This is a genomic window from Novosphingobium sp. Chol11 (genome assembly GCF_900218065.1).
Classification (GTDB): domain Bacteria; phylum Pseudomonadota; class Alphaproteobacteria; order Sphingomonadales; family Sphingomonadaceae; genus Sphingobium; species Sphingobium agri.
In genome coordinates, this window is sequence record NZ_OBMU01000001.1 from 2,029,582 (window position 1) to 2,046,026 (window position 16,445).

The 16,445-nt window shown below is 59.2% G+C and carries 16 protein-coding genes; 5 read left to right on the forward strand and 11 right to left on the reverse strand.

Annotated features, from left to right (window positions below):
• Positions 1–117: 117 nt before the first annotated feature.
• Positions 118–780, reverse strand: a complete 663-nt coding sequence (locus NCHOL11_RS10155; RefSeq protein ID WP_255254760.1) for a TetR/AcrR family transcriptional regulator — start codon at positions 778–780, stop codon at positions 118–120.
• Positions 781–1,059: 279 nt separating this feature from the next.
• Here NCHOL11_RS10155 and NCHOL11_RS10160 point away from each other — a divergent pair, with 279 nt between their 5' ends.
• On the forward strand, positions 1,060–1,641 hold the full coding sequence (locus NCHOL11_RS10160) for a nitroreductase family protein (RefSeq protein ID WP_097092198.1): 582 nt from the start codon (positions 1,060–1,062) through the stop codon (positions 1,639–1,641).
• A 137-nt stretch (positions 1,642–1,778) separates the two neighbouring features.
• Here NCHOL11_RS10160 and NCHOL11_RS10165 read toward each other — a convergent pair whose 3' ends face one another.
• From NCHOL11_RS10165 to NCHOL11_RS10175, 3 genes are all read right to left on the reverse strand, one after another.
• A complete protein-coding gene (locus tag NCHOL11_RS10165) occupies positions 1,779–2,183 on the reverse strand; it encodes a VOC family protein (RefSeq protein WP_097092199.1) in 405 nt (134 codons plus the stop codon).
• A 50-nt stretch (positions 2,184–2,233) separates the two neighbouring features.
• Positions 2,234–4,759, reverse strand: coding sequence for a TonB-dependent receptor (locus NCHOL11_RS10170; protein ID WP_097092200.1), 2,526 nt, complete (start codon positions 4,757–4,759; stop codon positions 2,234–2,236).
• A gap of 339 nt (positions 4,760–5,098) precedes the next feature.
• The gene (locus NCHOL11_RS10175) at positions 5,099–6,166 is read right to left on the reverse strand and encodes a hypothetical protein (RefSeq protein WP_097092880.1); all 1,068 of its coding nucleotides are present in this window, start codon (positions 6,164–6,166) and stop codon (positions 5,099–5,101) included.
• A gap of 268 nt (positions 6,167–6,434) precedes the next feature.
• Between NCHOL11_RS10175 and NCHOL11_RS10180 the strand changes: the two genes are divergently transcribed.
• Entirely contained in the window at positions 6,435–7,328 is an 894-nt protein-coding gene (locus NCHOL11_RS10180; RefSeq protein WP_097092201.1) for a phytanoyl-CoA dioxygenase family protein, read from the forward strand.
• Positions 7,329–7,347: 19 nt separating this feature from the next.
• Here the strand turns inward: NCHOL11_RS10180 and NCHOL11_RS10185 are convergent, their stop codons facing one another.
• Positions 7,348–7,824 (reverse strand): Lrp/AsnC family transcriptional regulator, encoded by a 477-nt coding sequence (locus NCHOL11_RS10185; protein WP_097092202.1) that lies wholly within the window; start codon positions 7,822–7,824, stop codon positions 7,348–7,350.
• 118 nt (positions 7,825–7,942) lie between these two features.
• On the opposite strand from NCHOL11_RS10185, the gene alr reads away from it, so the two are divergent.
• The 3 genes from alr (at position 7,943) to NCHOL11_RS10200 (ending at position 11,663) form a co-directional block, all read left to right on the forward strand.
• Complete coding sequence (alr, locus tag NCHOL11_RS10190; RefSeq protein ID WP_097092203.1) at positions 7,943–9,073, forward strand: alanine racemase; 1,131 nt, start codon at positions 7,943–7,945, stop codon at positions 9,071–9,073.
• Positions 9,070–10,323, forward strand: a complete 1,254-nt coding sequence (locus NCHOL11_RS10195; RefSeq protein WP_097092204.1) for a D-amino acid dehydrogenase — start codon at positions 9,070–9,072, stop codon at positions 10,321–10,323. The genes alr and NCHOL11_RS10195 overlap by 4 nt, the downstream gene beginning before the upstream one ends.
• A gap of 86 nt (positions 10,324–10,409) precedes the next feature.
• Positions 10,410–11,663 carry a sulfotransferase family protein gene (locus tag NCHOL11_RS10200; protein ID WP_097092205.1) on the forward strand — a complete coding sequence of 418 codons (1,254 nt, stop codon included), beginning with the start codon at positions 10,410–10,412 and terminating at the stop codon, positions 11,661–11,663.
• 57 nt (positions 11,664–11,720) lie between these two features.
• Here NCHOL11_RS10200 and NCHOL11_RS18555 read toward each other — a convergent pair whose 3' ends face one another.
• The 6 genes from NCHOL11_RS18555 to NCHOL11_RS10220 form a co-directional block, all read right to left on the reverse strand.
• Positions 11,721–11,849, reverse strand: coding sequence for a hypothetical protein (locus NCHOL11_RS18555; RefSeq protein ID WP_255254761.1), 129 nt, complete (start codon positions 11,847–11,849; stop codon positions 11,721–11,723).
• Positions 11,850–11,865: 16 nt separating this feature from the next.
• Entirely contained in the window at positions 11,866–12,141 is a 276-nt protein-coding gene (locus NCHOL11_RS18560) for a hypothetical protein (protein WP_255254762.1), read from the reverse strand.
• A 79-nt stretch (positions 12,142–12,220) separates the two neighbouring features.
• Positions 12,221–12,349: a hypothetical protein gene (locus NCHOL11_RS18565; RefSeq protein ID WP_255254763.1), complete on the reverse strand. Its 129-nt coding sequence runs from the start codon at positions 12,347–12,349 to the stop codon at positions 12,221–12,223.
• A gap of 12 nt (positions 12,350–12,361) precedes the next feature.
• Positions 12,362–12,628: a DUF3363 domain-containing protein gene (locus NCHOL11_RS10210; RefSeq protein WP_176502219.1), complete on the reverse strand. Its 267-nt coding sequence runs from the start codon at positions 12,626–12,628 to the stop codon at positions 12,362–12,364.
• A gap of 138 nt (positions 12,629–12,766) precedes the next feature.
• Positions 12,767–15,127 carry a TonB-dependent receptor gene (locus tag NCHOL11_RS10215; protein WP_217991060.1) on the reverse strand — a complete coding sequence of 787 codons (2,361 nt, stop codon included), beginning with the start codon at positions 15,125–15,127 and terminating at the stop codon, positions 12,767–12,769.
• Between the two features lie 496 nt (positions 15,128–15,623).
• Entirely contained in the window at positions 15,624–16,409 is a 786-nt protein-coding gene (locus NCHOL11_RS10220) for a FadR/GntR family transcriptional regulator (RefSeq protein WP_217991061.1), read from the reverse strand.
• Positions 16,410–16,445: the final 36 nt, after the last annotated feature.

Sequence of the window (16,445 nt, forward strand, 5' to 3'; positions counted from 1 at the left end):
ACGGCGCGGCGCGCTCCCCTGCGCTCAAGGTCGAGCACTCCTCCAGCGCTGTCAGCCGCGCAAGCTGGCTGCCCTGACCGTATCTTTTGAAGACAGGCGTAGCGGGACGCTAGATGATCATGCTGCGGGACGGAGCCCATTCACCTCTTCAGGGGTGATCGTCTTGGCGAGATGGACAAGGGATTTGACTGTAAAGGCCTTGAGCTGCGGCATCATGGCCTCCCACGGTCTGCCATAGCCTGCCAATATCGTTGATCCTTCGATCGACGTGTTGATAAACAGGGCCACGATGCTCACCTCCGCAGGCGACAGCGCGGGGTTCAGTTCGGCGATATAGGACGCCGTGAGGTCGTGCATATATTGATAGACCATCTCGATCCGTTCGGCGACGAACTGATTATGGTTCGCCATCGCCCACAATTCCGTGAACAGATGGGTCATCTTCTTGGTCTTGGTTTCATCGAGAGTGCCGCCGATGACGAGAGCCAGCGCTTCTTCGGCGGGTATGCCGCGGCGGTTAAGGCTACTCCTCGCCTCCCCCACCGTCGGGGTGAGCAATTCTTCCAGCAGCACCTGGACCAGCATTTCCTTGCGGGGAAAGTGCCGGCTGACATTTCCAACCTTCATGCCGCATTGAGCCGCGATGCGGCGTAGCGTGAAGGCTGATGCACCCTCTTCAACCAGGACGTGCAGCGCAGCCTTCAATATCGCGTCAACCGTGTCGGAGCCGCGCGAATATACGCCGGGACGCGGAGGAGCAACGAGCTTCGCCTTTTTCACCTTTTGATCAATCATACCCCTCCCGTAGCGCTGATTTTGAATGTTGAAAAGTTCAGGCAACATATCATCGGATCATGAAGCGTTGACATCCTCCAATTTGCGCTTGCCTAAGGTTGGAAGCAAAGGCTCAGATCACAACTCATCTCCTGACGCCCCAGCCTGGCTCGTACGAGATCAAAGCTTTACGAAGTTGACATACGACAACAATTAGTCAAGCCTTTTGGCGGCGAAACGGGAAGCCCGTCTGTGCACAAACTCTAGAAAAGGAACAAAAAAGACATGACGACCGATCGGCAGACTGACACGGCTTTGGACCCGATGTTCCTGCACCGCTGGTCACCGCGCGCTTTCGATGGCTCTGTCATGTCTGCCGAAGATTTGCGCACGATCCTGGATGCTGGACGCTGGGCTCCTTCCTCCTTCAACTATCAGCCGTGGCGCTTTCTTTACACGACGCGCGACGACGCGGCGAATTGGGATCGTTTCCTTGACCTTCTCATCCCTTTCAACGCGGTTTGGGCCAAGGACGCATCCGCGCTGCTGTTCATCCTGAGCGAGATGACGATGGGAGCGCCCGACAAGCCTAGCCACTCGCATAGCTTCGACGCGGGCGCCGCCTGGGCGGCGATAGCACTGCAGGCGCATCTGCTCGGCTATCATGCCCACGGGATGGTCGGGATAGACATGGAAAAGACGCGGACGGAACTCGCCATCCCCGATGGCTTCCGCATTGAAGCAGCGGTGGCGATCGGGCGGATGGGCGATCCTGCAAATCTCCCTGAAAAACTTCAGGCGCGCGAACAGCCAAGCGACCGCAAACCCCTGGAAGAGCTGGCCTATCCCGGGAATTTCCGGAACTGATCCAGACTGAGGCGCCTGTCAGTTATCGAAGGCGCCGCTCTGGGGAGGCGCAATGCACCTCCCCTTTCGCTTGGCCCAGAAGCCGTCAGGCACTGGAACTGACTGGACGGCCGTTCCACGCATGACGGCCAGGCGGCTCACATAAGCTGGACCACCTCGATGAGATTGCCTTCGACGTCCTTGACAAAGGCAACATGGACACCATGTTCAGGATCAGCTTGAACGGCCATCACCACAACGCCACCCGCAGCGACAGCATCTTTCACGAAGCGATGGATGTCGTCCGCGATGAACCCGAGGATAAGCGACTCTGTGGGCGATTTATCCACATCAAGGAACTTGGTCAGCGTGAAGTTCCCAGTACCCGGCGGATTTGACTTGAAGTACAATTCCCGGATGGGACGGCCCGCAATATCCGCATCGGCCTGCGCCTCCTCCACCAACCCGCAGACTGCCCCGTAAAATGCCCCGACCTTGTCAAGGTCCTGCACGATAAGCTTAGTGAAGCCCAAGGGAATTACCTTATTCACATCATCCGACATATTTAACACTTTCCGGTTTCAACTTAGACATTCCCTCGGGCAAATTAATATTACCTCCCGAATGAATAGCGTAGACGAACCCCGTACATTCTGGGTTCTCCATATAGAGTCGCGGTGAACAGCTGACTATTGTAGGTATTGCTATTGCTCACCCGATACAGCTTGTTGGTCAGGTTGGTGGCGTAGAAGCCCACGTCCATACGGCTGCCCGCAACATTCCGCCAGTCGAGCGACAGGTTCAGCGTTCCGAAGGGTTCAAGCCGCTCACCCGGCTGATTTCCAGGAATGCTTGTCCCCGCCGTATGCTGCGCCGAGGTGTGCGAATAGTTGACGAACATTGCCAACGTGCCGAGATCGCCGCCAAGCGGCTGTTCGGCAGAGACATGGAAGCTGTAGATGTACGGCGACACATATTGGAACGGAATGCAGGCAAGGTTCACAGTCGCCGGAGCGCTGATGACATTGCCGGTGCAGTCCTGGGTCGGGCTGCTCGGCACAAACTCATATTTTTTATACTTCGCATCGGTGTAGCTGAACGTACCGCCGATCTCGACACCGGGGATCGGTCGCAGCGATGCTTCCGCTTCCACGCCCTGAATACGTGCATCGGCCGACAGGACCCTGGCGCCAGATGCGAAGGTGTCGGGGTTGAAGTCGCCTGTAGCGCGCTGAATACCCTTGTAGGTCAGATAATAATAGGTGCCGTTGAGGCGAAGCGGCATACCTGCCAATCGCACATCCGACTTGAACCCGGCTTCGTAGGAGGTGACAAACTCCGGTGGAAATGTCCGGGTACTCGTGAATACGGCGTTTGCGTTTATTCCCCCGGCCTTGTAGCCGCGGCTGATCTTCCCGTAAACCAGCAGCTCGGGTGAGAATCTGTAGTCTACACCGATATTCCAGGTTGGCTCTTTGGTTTTCAGATTTGCTTCAAATTGGCAGCCAGTAGCTTCTGTCGCTATCGAATTGTCGCTGAAACAGAAGAATGCCCCTGGGGCGAGTACCTGATACAGGGCAGCCGAGCCACGAACCCTATCCCAAGTATATCGAATGCCGCCTGTGACCTTGAGGTTCTGCAGTGCAGGCGAAACCAACCCTAAATCCAGTGTCGACTGCGCGTATAGCGCTTTCGAAGTGTTGGTGATCGCGTATCTGATATCATACACGCCGCAAACCAATGGATTGCCGGTGAACAAGGCTGGACAGAAGCCCGTCGCCCCCGCTCCCTGAGCCCCGGCTGGACGCTGATCATAATAGAACGCGCCTGCGGTAAAGGTGAGTTGCTTGTCGAACAAGTCGCCCTGGAGCTGCAGTTCCTCAGTGAACACCTTGATATCGTCGCGCGGCAGCCGCGTGGGCGAGGCGTTTTCATAAACCACCGGGGTGCCGTCACCAGGAAGCGTCACAACGCCAGGAGCCGGATAACTCCTCGGGTCACCATCATCGAACTGGAAGATGGTGCCGTCACTATCGACGGCATATGTCGTCTTGAAACGTTGATAGCTGATGATGTTACGCAGCGTCAGTTCTTCATTCAGATTGAGCGTCGAAGTATTGGAGACACCCCAGGTTTTTGTCCTCTGGAACGAATTGGTGCCGTGCGCCGTCTCCCTTGGACCACGCGCGGCTGCTTCGGCGCTAGCTGCTCTGTATACGTCGCACGATGCACTGAAGCCAGGGATTGTAGGCCCTTCGACGCAGAAAGGAAGGCCGACCAGACTGGTGGCCGCGAGTCCCGGAACGTTGAGATAGGTGTTGACCGTACCAGTGCCATGCGTCCGGGAATTCGCCCCGTAGGCCATGGTGTAGTTTTCGAAATTCTCGGTCGGCCGCAGCGTCAATCCAACGCGGCCGGAATACCAATGCAAGTTGTCACGATCGGTGTTCCAGACCACATCCCGCGTGTAGCCATCTCGATCCTGATAGGCTCCGGCGACCCGTAGCAGGACTTTGTCATCCACGATCGGGATGTTGATCGCGCCTTCCAGTTCCTTGTTGTCATAGTTACCGAACTTGCCTTGAACATAGCCTTCAAAGTCGTTCGTCGGCTTCTTCGGTACAAGCAGAACCGCGCCGCCAGTCGTATTACGTCCGAATAATGTCCCTTGCGGCCCGTTTAGAACCTGGACATTTTCCAGATCTACGAAATTACCGGCGCCGCCCTGTTGAGGGATAGAAATCGGCGCAGGCAGCGGCACTTCGTTCAAATAGACAACAACGCCCGGAGACGCCTGGAAAGTCGCACCCTGCCCCCGGATCGTAAAGCTTTGCGCTTCACGTGACGGATTGCCATTGTTGCCGACGACAAGCGAGGGGACGGTCGCCTGCAAATTCTGCGGCTGCGTGATGCCCTGCTGCTGAAGGCGCTCTGGCGAAAATGCCGTAATCGCGATGGGCACGTCCTGTGCACGCTCGTCGCGGCGTTGCGCGGTGACCACGATATCGGGCGAAGACTCCAGGTTCTCGTTCGAACCTGCGGACGATTGGGCCTGCGCATGCGCGGCTCCGGCGACCCACAACGCCGTCATCCCCGCTCCGCACAGAAGCTTCAAGCTGTTTTTCACTGTTCGCATCATTGCTACTCCCCATATGTAGCAATGCCCCCTCCATATGGGACATCGCGGCCCCCGGCAAAGTTGCCGGTTCCGATCGGCGACTGGGCATTTATATTCGTTCAGTCAGAAACTTAACCGACTGCGCACCGCTACATTCGCCACCTTCAATAGTTGACGTATTTCAACCGTTGTCAAGCTGAATTTATTTGCACAGCTCGTTGTTCTACAAGTCTCCGCCGGTCCGGAAATGCTGTAATGTTATTATCGTCGCCAACTCACATTTTCGGACAGACCGAAACGCAAATGGCGGGCCGCAAGGCCCGCCATTCACTCGATCTTGCAATGTACCGTTTGCCGTAATCAGGCGGCGAGCGGCGCTTCGTCCATGTCGGCCGGAATGTTCGTCGGGCCATTCACAGCGAAAACCTGGGAAAGCATGCCGATGAACGCGCGATCGGTCAACGGATCGGTCGGCGTTTCGAACTGGGCGCCGCGCTTGCGGGCTTCGTCCATCAGCATGTTCAAGGCCTTGTCGTGCGTGATGTCGTCGGTGTGATCGAACGTCCGCTTCAGGTCGGCCATATCCATGAACACTCGTGCACCCCAATGGACGAGCAGGCGCACTTCGTCTGCCGGCAACTGCTGATTGACCACGCCGTTGGTCTCGATCCGCCAGCCGCCTTCGACCGTCGGATCAGGTGCCATCACGCTGCTGATATCGAGGCCTTCGGAACGACGCATCGCAAGCGGACCGGTCGCCTGAGCATGATGGAACATCATCTCGTTTTCGGCAACGACAGCGCGGCCCCACATAGGCGCGGTGATCTGCTTGGGTTCGCCGCGCGGACCGTCCGGCCAATAGTTGAAACCGCCACCGATATTGCCCTTATAATACCAGCCGGTAACCTGCATCTTCTTGCTGCGCCAGTGTTCGAACAGGCGAGACTTCGCCATCGTCAGGAGAAGCCAGATCGGCGTGTTTTCCATGGTCATGCCACGGAACACCGTGCCGTCGAGATGCGGCGGTCCACCGATGATGGTCGGCCCCTGAATGTTGATCAGGAACGTCTCCGGCTCCGCATATTGGGCGCCCCAATAGTTGCGCGCCATTTCGAGGAACTTGGAATTATAATAGCAGTCGTTCAGTTCAGGATAGAAGCAGACACCCTGCCGGGCGATATACCCGCGAAACGTCCCGCTACCCTGCAGGATCATGTCCCAGGTAAGGGTCATACCTTCAGGAATGGTGCCGCCGACCGCAGCAATGACTTCTTCCGGCGACTTGAAGTTCTCGGCGAGAATAAGCGGCCAGGGGCCATTCTCCCGCACGACCTTGAATATCCGCTGACGCTGATCTTCCGTATACGCGTTTTCGATCACATAAGGCGGCGCAAACGGGCGAAACTGGTCGGCAATGTCGGTGGTCATCAGGCACTCCATTGATTAAGCACGTTTCGCTCAAATCGTCCGCGCAAAGCGGCTCGGCCCGTCGCGATTCGAGCGGATGCGGACGGAATTTTGGACCATAAGTTGACGGTCGTCAACTGTAGCCAAAATGGGAGAATTTTCATGGTTTCGGCCTTGTTCCGAGTGAACGGAACTCTCGCAAAATCGTTGACGATGGTCAACTTTAATCCCACCGTGGTCGGATGAGGATGGCCGAGCGCCACTAGCAATCGGAGCGAAGACAAGAGCTATGGGGCTGCAGATATTGGATCCTGACTGCACCGTGGAGGAGATCGTCGCCGCCATGGACCGTGACGGCGCGTGCATCATAAGGGACATATTGTCGCCTGACCGGCTGAAGACTCTTCAGGAGGATGTCGCGCCGTGGATCGCCCAGACTCCGGACGGGCTGGATGATTGGTCCGGTCGTAAGACCAAGCGCACGGGTGGATTGATCGCCCGATGCGCGAGCGTGCGCGAGATCGCGGTCGAACCGCTGATCCTGGGCACGGCAAATGCGACGCTTGGGCGTTTCTGCTCGAAGATTCAACTCAACATCACGCAACTGATCACCATCATGCCCGGGCAAGGCGTGCAGCCGCTGCATCGCGACAGGTTCGTATGGGGCGGCGACGATAGCGGCGGCGTCATTCCCGAAGGCATTGAGCCTCAGTGCAACGGCATCTGGGCCGTGGAAGATTTCACGGAGGATAATGGTGCGACGCATATCGTGCCGGGCAGCCATAAATGGCCGTTCAGCCGCCAGGCGCGCAGGGACGAAAGCATTCAGGCCGTCATGAAAGCTGGCTCCGTCCTGCTCTACAATGGCAGCGTCATTCATGGCGGCGGGGAAAATCGGAGCGACAAGCCCCGCAAGGCCCTCAACGTCACATATACTCTGGGCTGGTTGCGGCAGGAGGAAAATCAGTATCTGTCCTGCCCGCCCGAGATCGCGCGGAATTTCGACCAGGAGTTGACCGACCTGATCGGCTACAGTTTCGGCAACTATTCGCTGGGTTTCTACACCGATCCGCTGAAAGCACCCGAGCGTAGCGACATCGTACCGCCTGAGGCGGCGCTTGGCCGCTTCCCTCGAGAAATTCCCAAGATGGCGACAACGGACGCCGTGGCGGAGCCAAGCTAATCAACTCCTGAAGCAGTTTTCAACGGCTCCGGGGTCCGGTGGAACGCGGGCTGAGGGCGTCGCGCATCGCGACGCTCGAGTTGATCCGAGCGACGCCAGGCATACGCGACAAAACCTCGCTGTGAATGATCTCATAAGCGGCAACACTTTCCGTTTCGACACGCAACCAATAATCGGTGCCGCCCGTCATCAGGAAACATTCGCGGATTTCCGGACATTGCCGCACAGCATGTTCGAAGCGCGCGAGATAATCCTCCGTCTGCCTGTCCAAGGTCACTTGAACCAGAATGTTCACGCTGGTCTCACCGACCCGCAAAGGGCTGGTCAGCACGGTATAGCCGCGGATGACGCCTGCATCTTCCAGCAATTTGATCCTGCGGTGGCAACTTGACGGCGACAGGCCCACCTCTTCGGCAATCTCCGAATTCGGACGCCTCGCGTTCAGCCTCAGCAAACGCAGGATCGCACGGTCAATCTGATCCAAGCCAATGGCCATTCTATTCAAAAACCTCGAACATCCTTCCTCAATCGGCATCATCTTAGAACAAATCACGGCAGTTTGGTGAAAAAAGCTGCGCCGCCCCGGTTACAAAAACAGATGAAGGGGTATCGGCATGACACCGGTGGATTGCGCAGGCGCACTGTTAAGCATCGATTTGAACGCGCTGGTGGAAAATTACCGGCTGATCGCCCGCCGGGTTGCCCCTGCCGAGGTCGCCGGGGTGGTCAAGGCGGACGCCTATGGCACCGGCGCTTCCGCCGTGACAGCCGCCCTGCTGGAAGCTGGCTGCCGCCGCTTCTTCGTGGCGCAGCTGGAAGAAGCCATCGCGCTCAAGCCGGAACTGCCCGACTCCGTCCAGCTCTTTGTCCTGAACGGCCTTCAACCGGGGGCGGAGCGGCACTGCCGGGATGCGGGCGCCATCCCGGTTCTCAATTCGCTCGACCAGATCAGGCGCTGGTCCCAGCTGGCGCAGGCTTCAGGCCGCACCCTGCCCGCCGCGCTTCAGGTGGACAGCGGCATGGCGCGGCTCGGCCTATCGCCGGACGAGGTCCGGGCACTCCTAGCCGACCGGTCGCTTTTGGACGGCATCGAACTGGTGCTTATCCTAAGCCACCTCGCCTGCGCCGATGATCCTTCGTCCGCGTTCAATGACAAGCAGGTTGCTGCCTTCAACGATTTTACGCGCCATTTCCCTGGCGTCTCGCGCTCTCTCGATAACAGCGGCGGCAGTTTCCTCAACCACCCGCATTATGAGGTCGTGCGCGCCGGGATCGCCCTTTATGGCGGCGCGCCGCAGGACAGCGCCAACCCCATGCATCCCGTCGTCTCGCTTGAGGCGCGGATTGCGCAGCTCCGCACGGTCGGTCCTGGCACGGGCGTTGGATATGGCCTCAGCCACCTGGCGGAGGAGACCTCTCACATCGCGACGATCCCGGTCGGCTACGCGGACGGATGGCCGCGGCACCTCAGCAATCGCGGCTCCGCTTTCATCGGCGGCATCCGGGTGCCGATCGTTGGCCGGGTGTCGATGGACAGCATGACCCTCGACGTGACGCATGTCCCCGACATGCTGCTCTATCCCGGCGCGCCTGTCGAACTGCTCGGCCCGCATCAGTCGATCGACGATGTCGCGGCTGATGCGGGGACCATTTCCTACGAAATCCTCACCCAGCTCGGCCACCGGTATCGTCGTGAGTACCGCCTTGCCGAGCCTGCAGAGCAAAAGCGGAGTATGACAGCATGAAGGTCGCGATTCTCGGCAGCGGGGTCATCGGCGTGACGTCGGCCTGGTATCTGGCAAAGGCTGGGCATGAGGTGGTTGTGATCGATCGCCAGTCGGGCCCGGCCCTGGAAACCAGCTTCGCGAACGCGGGAGAGATTTCCCCGGGTTATGCCTCGCCCTGGGCAGCGCCAGGCATTCCGATGAAGGCGATGCGCTGGCTGTTCATGCAGCATGCGCCGCTCATCCTCCGCCCCACCTTCGACGCTGCCATGTTGCGCTGGATCGTGGCCATGCTCGGCAATTGCACGGAAAAGGCCTATGCGGTGAACAAGAGCCGCATGGTTCGCCTGGCCGAGTTCAGCCGCGATCAGCTTATCGCCCTGCGACAGGAAACCGGCATCACCTATGACGAGCGCAGCCAGGGCACGCTCCAGCTGTTCCGCGAGCAGAAGCAGCTCGACGGCATCGGCAAGGACGTCGCCGTGCTGCAGGCTGACGGCGTGCCGTTCGAGATACTCGACAAGGCCGGCTGCATCGCCGCCGAGCCGGGCCTCGCCAACAGCCAGTCGCCGATCGTCGGCGGCCTGCGCCTGCCCAATGACGAGACTGGGGATTGCTTCAAATTCACCAACGCGCTCGCCGATATGGCGCAGGCCGCCGGTGTCACCTTCCTCCACGATCACGAGATCAAGCGCCTCGTCCAGGGCAAGGGCGGCATCGATCATGTCGAGACGGACAAGGGGCCGGTCGACGCGGACGCCTTCATCGTTGCCCTCGGCAGCTATTCGCCCCTGCTGGTGGCGCCGCTGGGGATCAAGCTGCCCGTCTACCCGGTAAAGGGCTATTCGATCACCGTCCCCATCACCGCCGCAGAGCGCGCCCCAGTGTCCACGCTGCTTGATGAAAGCTTCAAGGTTGCGATCACCCGCCTGGGCGACCGCATCCGCGTAGGGGGCATGGCGGAACTCTCGGGCTTCTCGACCAACCTGCCCGGCAAACGGCGCGACACGCTGGAATATTCGGTAGGCTCGCTGTTCCCGGCGGCCGGAGACCTTGGCAAGGCGAGCTTCTGGTCCGGCCTGCGCCCCATGACGCCCGACAGCACGCCTGTCATCGGTTCCACGCACATCCCGAACCTCTACCTCAACACAGGTCATGGCACGCTTGGCTGGACCATGGCCTGTGGCTCGGGCCATGTGATCGCCGACATCGTCTCCAGCCGGAAACCGGCGATTGAAACGGGCGATCTATCGATTGCGCGCTATCGTTAAACAGGACTGCCGTTAGCGGACATTGATCCGGCGGACGGTCCGTCAGCCCCCACGGCACCATTTGCCATGTCGGTCGTTCGACTGCGATGGCCACCATCCCCCAACATGCTGCGGCGCCTAACCTCCCCGCTCTGGAGAGTGCCGGACCGGCGCAGAGGCGGAGAGCCGCAAATAGATTGCTGGAAACAGCCTGGTCGAAAGGATGGCTCGATCGCCCCACGCTCGATCCTGACGAACTGATCGCGGAAGCCTGCAAAGCAAGCAAGACGGGAAATCTGCACGATGGCTGCTGGCGCGACCGGCTGAACATCCTGGCGTCGGCTTTGGAGAGAGAGGCATCGCTCAACAATCTGGGCCGCGTGATCGCGCATGGTCAGATCACCGCCGCGTTGCTTAACAGGGCACGGATGCAAGCCTTATGGGCCCGCCATCCGGAAATCGGCGAAATCAAATTGCAGCCGCCAATCCTGATTGTCGGCCAGATGAGATCCGGCAGCACGCGCATCCAGCGCCTCCTCGCCTGCGACCCCCGGCTCACCTTCACACGATTTTACGAAAGCTGGAATCCGCTTCCCCGCTTTTGGGGGTTGGCGCATGCCGATCGCGTGATCCGCGCGGCAGTGGCGCTCTCCTGCGCCCATTTCTTCAATCCCGCGTTCCGCCATATCCATCCGACCGGCGTTCATCATGCGGAGGAGGAGATGGGCCTTCAGAACATCTCCATGTTCGGCTCTGCCTTTGAAGCGCAATGGCGCGTCCCAAGCTTCACCGCCGCCGTCGAAGATGCCGATCCGGCGGCTGCCTATGCGGAGTTCAAGCGGCTTCTGCAGACCATCGCCTGGTTCCGGCGGCGCGCCCCTTCCCGGCCGTGGCTGCTCAAACTGCCGCAATTCGCGCAGGATATGGACGCAGTGCTGGCCACATTCCCCGGAGCGCGCGTCATCCGCTTGCATCGCGACCCCGAGCCCCTCATCGCCTCATCCGCGTCCCTGGTGCACAACCAGATGAGTCTGCAATCGGATGATGCTGACGCTCGATGGATTGGCCAGGAATGGCTCCGCAAGACCGCCCTGCGGGAACGCCGCCTCAACGCAGCCCTTCGCCGCTCAGCCGTGCTGAGTGTGGACGTACATTATGATGTCGTGAACCAGGATTGGCGCGGGCAGATTGCACGAATCTACAAGTTTCTCGACATGCCTCTTCGGCCGAGCATAGAGCAAGGCATGAGCCGCTTCATAAAAGGGAAGCGTCACAAAGAGCTTCGTTGCCACAATTATGATCTCGGCCAGTTCGGTCTCAGCCGCATGGACATCCACCAAGCCATGACCGAAGGAGGTTAGGCCGGTCGGCTGCTCCATAGCGATCAGATCAGCCATACCCGCTAATCGAACGTCCCACTAAAATATGAAGGGGTCGCCGCACAGATTGAACATGTGAAGGAATCCGATCATCAGACTGGCGGAAAGAACCGACACTACCACCTCAACATCTATATCGAGGAGGAAGGCGACGCTGTGATCGCTCATTATTCCTTCCTGAACATCAATGCAGGCGGAACGCGATGGCGCCCAAACTGGTGGTTACCGGACGGATGCGCGATACCGTGGTGAAGAGACCGGATGGTTGGAAATTCGCACACCGCCACGTTTTGTACGACCAGTCCTTCGACCTGGATTTTTGAGTCATCACGAGCCAGGCGTTGAGCGCGTCGGTCAGAATTTGTGTCTTAGACGTGCCCGGGCTGGCGGTCAGCGCATTCAGCTTCACCGACAGGTCGTCGGGAAGATAGAATTGATGGCGGGGTTTGAAGGTCTTCATGACCCGCAGGATCGACCATGCCGGGGTTTGGCGCCAGTGCCTCCATGGCGCCACCAGGTGCCGGTCCGGGGGCAGTGGATCAGCCGATGCCCAGCCCTCTACTCCGGCCGCCAATGGTCCAGTTGATCGGACCCTCGCGCATGAGACCCGATACAGGCTTGCCCACGGCGCGGCGAGAATCGGCCGCAGGGCACAAGGCTAAACTCATGCGCCTTCTCGATCACGGCATAGCGCTGGTCCCCGACATGACGGCGCGACGGTAGACGCCCTCGACCATCTCGCCGCGTTGCGGCGTGACATGCCTCAGCCCGGTTTCCTGTTCGATCTGCTGGCAAGTCCGGCTGAGTTCGCGCTGCTGGAGAACCACAAGCAAGTCGCGGCGGAGGCGGACAGCCTGTCCCTCCTGCTCTACCAGCCCTTGTTCGACGGGCCATGCCTGGCGTTGGACCAGACCCTTCCTGACGCCCGCCCCGAACGCACCGGACATTCGCATCATCCGATTCAGAGAACACTGGATGACGGCAATGCGCCAGTATCGACTCTACCGTATCTCACTGCGAAGTTCCGTCGAGGTCTCAATCGCAACGCAGCGCCCGAAATTATTCGAGCGCTGCGGCGTCATCAATTAAAAGCGGTAGTTCATCGTTATGCCGAATTCGCGCGGCGGATTGACGGACAAGTTCGTATAGCCCGACCGGAACGGTGTGGGATTGCCCGCTGGCCCCGGAACCAGGAAGCGCGTTGCAATCTGCAATTCCGCGGTGGTGGCATTGGTAATCTGTGTCGAATTGAACAGATTTTTGACGAACGCCGTCAATTCCCATCCGGCGTCGGCTGACCGAATGCCAGCGAACAGATTGACGTTGGTGATGGCATTGTACCTATAGTTTGCGGTCTGTGCATAGAAGCCTGGCCGATAGGTCAGTAACCCACGAATGAAGGGTTCCACTGATCCAGCCGAAAAGCGCAGTTCACTGTTGGCGCTCAACGCGAATCGGGGGATGTTGGCCAAACGGTCGTTGGTGGTGCAGAACGCCACCTGCTGGCCCACAGGGACCGCAGGCTGTCCTGCAGTATCCGGCACGCCGTCGCCGTTGGAATCCCGGCAGGGAACCGTCGCATTGTCATAATGTGAGTTGGCGTAGGACGCGTTAACCGAAATATCCCATTCATCGATCGGACGTGCATCCAGCTGCATTTCCACACCTTTGGAAATAGCGTCGCCATTAAAGCTGATTGAGGCGTTCGATCCATCGATGACGCCGTTTCTAGCTGATGCAGTCGGCGCAGTCACCAGCCCGATGAAGCCATCGAACTTCTGGTAGAAGGCCGCGAGATTTAACGACACGCGCCTGTCGAACATCTGCGCTTTCAAGCCAACCTCGATCGCATCCGACCGTTCTGGGTCGAGCACCAGCAGGTCGGAATCCAGCGGAGAATTGACGCCGAGCTGTGCCGATCCACGGCGGTAAGAACGGCCATAGGTGGCGTAGGTGGTGATGTCGGGCGTCCAATCATAGCTGATACTGGCCGTGCCTGTCAGCGGATGATTGACCTGCCGCACGAAATCGGGATCGACCGTTGCCACGCGGGGCACGACAACGCCTGCGGGTACGGGTATCCCGACGCCGCCCGTGGTCGTCACCTCAAGGAAGCTCTGCGCCGTAGCCACGGTGCGCGTGTAACGCGCGCCCAGTTCTACCCTTAGCTTGTCGGTCAGCTTCAAGCGCGTCTGGCCGAAGAAGGCGAGGTCGCTGGTCTTGTTGGTGATGTCGACTTCCGCCAGCAGCGGCAGGGCAAACATGCTCGCCGGGAAGGGCGTGTTTGGCACTCGGTTGGCAAAGAAGCTGTCGACGCGAATGGAAGACAGGCCGCCCGCCTTGGTCTCATTGTAGAACACGCCAAGCGTATAGTTGAAAATTCCCTCGAACGCGGAGGCTATGCGGGCTTCGGCCGTGTATACTCGAGTTGGATCCGCCACAGTCAGCACCTGATCGTACCCCTGCACCGCATTGCCCACATCCTGATCGGTGCGTGAATGGAGCGACGTGTCCTGGAAGCCGCCCAGCACTGAGATCAGATGACTGCCCAGGTCATAGGAGGCGTCCGCCGTCACCAGATGTGTGCGATTGGTGTAAAATGACAATCCTTCATGTACCGCCAGCCGGTCGGACGCGCTGATTGCAGGCCCGCTGACGAAGGGTGAGAACAGACTGGGGCGGTTGCCCGGGCCTTGAACCGCCCTATTCTGTAGCAGGTCGCTTTCCAAATATTGGTACACGATGTTTCCCCGCAGCTGCTCCGTCGGCGCGAAGGAGAGAGTGGCGCGAACGCTTTCGGTTTCCTGGTTGGACCATTCGTCACGATTGATGTTGTAGACATGGTTGGCTCGGTTCCGATCGAGAACCGCTGCGATGCGGATCGCCAACTTGTCTTGGATCAGCGGTGTGGACGCCGCGATCTGAAAGTTTCGCGCATGTTTGTTGGTGACGGTTGCCTGCAAATAGCCCTCGGGCTCGCTCAAGTCGGCGCGCCGTGTCGTCACCGTGATCGCTCCCGCAGGCGCGGTGCGTCCGCGCAGCGTGCCCTGCGGCCCACGCAGCACTTCCACCTGACGAATATCGTAAATCGCGGTGGTTACGGTCTGTATATCGACCGGCACTTCGTTATAATAGACCGCAACGGCAGCTGGTCCGCCGATGTCGGGGTTGAACGAAATGCCACGCAGCGTGGCGACGCTGACCCGCCCTGACGTGTTGGCGATCTGAAGCCCCGGCGCAAGTGCGGGAACGTCCTTGAAATCGAACAAGTTGAACTTTTCGATCTGTTCGCCCGTGGCGACATCGACCGCCATCGGAACGTCCTTCAACCGTTCCTCTCGCTTGCCTGCCGTGACGATGATGTCGGCTGGCCTCGCTTCACTTTCGCCGGACGGCGCCGTTTGGGCCCATGCACCGCTCCCTGAGCAAAGGGCCGTACCCGCCATCAACATGCCGATCATTTTACCGGAACAAAGTCCCCGCATCCCTACCCCCTAATTTCAGACATTCTCATCTTTGCGGATTGTCGGACGAGGAGAACGTTGGTCAACGCCGGAACGATCTACGCGCTTTCAATCCCGCACCATTGTGGATGTTCATTTCAAGGAGACAAAGACGCGGCCGATTATTTTCACGATGCGGAACAATTGGATTCCATCGCGTCACCCGTCGACCAGATCCTTACATGCTCTCGAAGATCAAGAACCGAATATCCCCCGCGCCAGTCGAGCATCACACTGGAACGGGTGCGCACTTCTCAACGGAATCGACGAGCCGCTCGTGTTCAGCTAAGTATCGTTTTTAGAATTCCTTGTGCGTTGCTTCGACCAGACTATTCGCAGATCTTCCGTCAAAACCTTTTCCCATGGCAGCAAAGAGATTGGCGGCGAGGAGAGAACGGGCTTTCGAAGGGCACATCTTGCTGCGAGCTTGACTCTCGGATTAGTCAGCCTGGCTCAGTCGGGAAATTCCGCCGCCGCCAGTGCGCCAAAACGCCCGGTCAGCACTCAAAATTCTCTGAGCCGAGCATTCCATATGGCGAACCGCTGCAGCGCGAGCCTGATCGGGATCGCCAGCGGCGATCGCATCCCGAATAGCGCTATGCTCTTCGTCCACGGCGCGAACGAGATCGCCGCTGAGCGCCTCGTTCGACCGTGTTACTCCGATCGCTACCTCGATGGGCCGTGCAAGGGCCTGGACGACCTTCCGCCAATAATCATTGCCGCACGCGTCGGCGATGCTGGCATGGAACGCGCGGTCTTCGATGACGCCGAGTTCCCCGGCCTGCTGGACTCGCCGCAGTCGATCCAACGCCCGGTCAATTGCCGCCATGGCCTCGCGCGTTCTTTCCACTGCCGCGATCGCTGCAATCTCGCTCTCGACCACACGTCGCACGCCGATAAGATCGATCAACGACTTCACAGAAGACTGCGTCAGCGTGTCCAGTTCGGGCCCTCCGGCATCAGGAAGACGGACGAAGGCACCGCTGCCCTGAACCGTCTCCACGCGCCCTTCAGCGCGGAGCATGGCGATCGCCTCCCGAATGACCGAACGGCTCACGCTGAAACGCTGCGCGAGGGCATTTTCCGACGGCAACTTGGCACCGGGAACGAGATCGTGGCTCTCGACATGCTCGATTATAAGGCGCGCTATCCACTGCGAACGGCGTCCGCTGTGATGATCAGAACCCGCAAAGGGGAGAGCGGGACCGCGATCCGATTTACGCATCATGGGTCGACCAAAGGCGATCTTCCATCACGCCAA

Bases quoted from the DNA above. Each gene is read 5' to 3' on its own strand.
- NCHOL11_RS10175 (WP_097092880.1), bottom strand. From the start codon at position 6,166: ATGACCACCGACATTGCCGACCAGTTTCGCCCGTTTGCGCCGCCTTAT.
- NCHOL11_RS10170 (WP_097092200.1), bottom strand. From the start codon at position 4,759: ATGATGCGAACAGTGAAAAACAGCTTGAAGCTTCTGTGCGGAGCGGGG.
- NCHOL11_RS10165 (WP_097092199.1), bottom strand. From the start codon at position 2,183: ATGTCGGATGATGTGAATAAGGTAATTCCCTTGGGCTTCACTAAGCTT.
- NCHOL11_RS10215 (WP_217991060.1), bottom strand. From the start codon at position 15,127: ATGGCGGGTACGGCCCTTTGCTCAGGGAGCGGTGCATGGGCCCAAACG.
- NCHOL11_RS10220 (WP_217991061.1), bottom strand. From the start codon at position 16,409: ATGCGTAAATCGGATCGCGGTCCCGCTCTCCCCTTTGCGGGTTCTGAT.
- NCHOL11_RS10195 (WP_097092204.1), top strand. From the start codon at position 9,070: ATGAAGGTCGCGATTCTCGGCAGCGGGGTCATCGGCGTGACGTCGGCC.
- NCHOL11_RS10185 (WP_097092202.1), bottom strand. From the start codon at position 7,824: ATGGCCATTGGCTTGGATCAGATTGACCGTGCGATCCTGCGTTTGCTG.
- NCHOL11_RS10160 (WP_097092198.1), top strand. From the start codon at position 1,060: ATGACGACCGATCGGCAGACTGACACGGCTTTGGACCCGATGTTCCTG.
- NCHOL11_RS18555 (WP_255254761.1), bottom strand. From the start codon at position 11,849: ATGAGCGATCACAGCGTCGCCTTCCTCCTCGATATAGATGTTGAGGTG.
- NCHOL11_RS10180 (WP_097092201.1), top strand. From the start codon at position 6,435: ATGGGGCTGCAGATATTGGATCCTGACTGCACCGTGGAGGAGATCGTC.
- NCHOL11_RS18560 (WP_255254762.1), bottom strand. From the start codon at position 12,141: ATGAAGACCTTCAAACCCCGCCATCAATTCTATCTTCCCGACGACCTG.
- alr (WP_097092203.1), top strand. From the start codon at position 7,943: ATGACACCGGTGGATTGCGCAGGCGCACTGTTAAGCATCGATTTGAAC.
- NCHOL11_RS18565 (WP_255254763.1), bottom strand. From the start codon at position 12,349: ATGAGTTTAGCCTTGTGCCCTGCGGCCGATTCTCGCCGCGCCGTGGGC.
- NCHOL11_RS10200 (WP_097092205.1), top strand. From the start codon at position 10,410: ATGGCCACCATCCCCCAACATGCTGCGGCGCCTAACCTCCCCGCTCTG.
- NCHOL11_RS10210 (WP_176502219.1), bottom strand. From the start codon at position 12,628: ATGTCCGGTGCGTTCGGGGCGGGCGTCAGGAAGGGTCTGGTCCAACGC.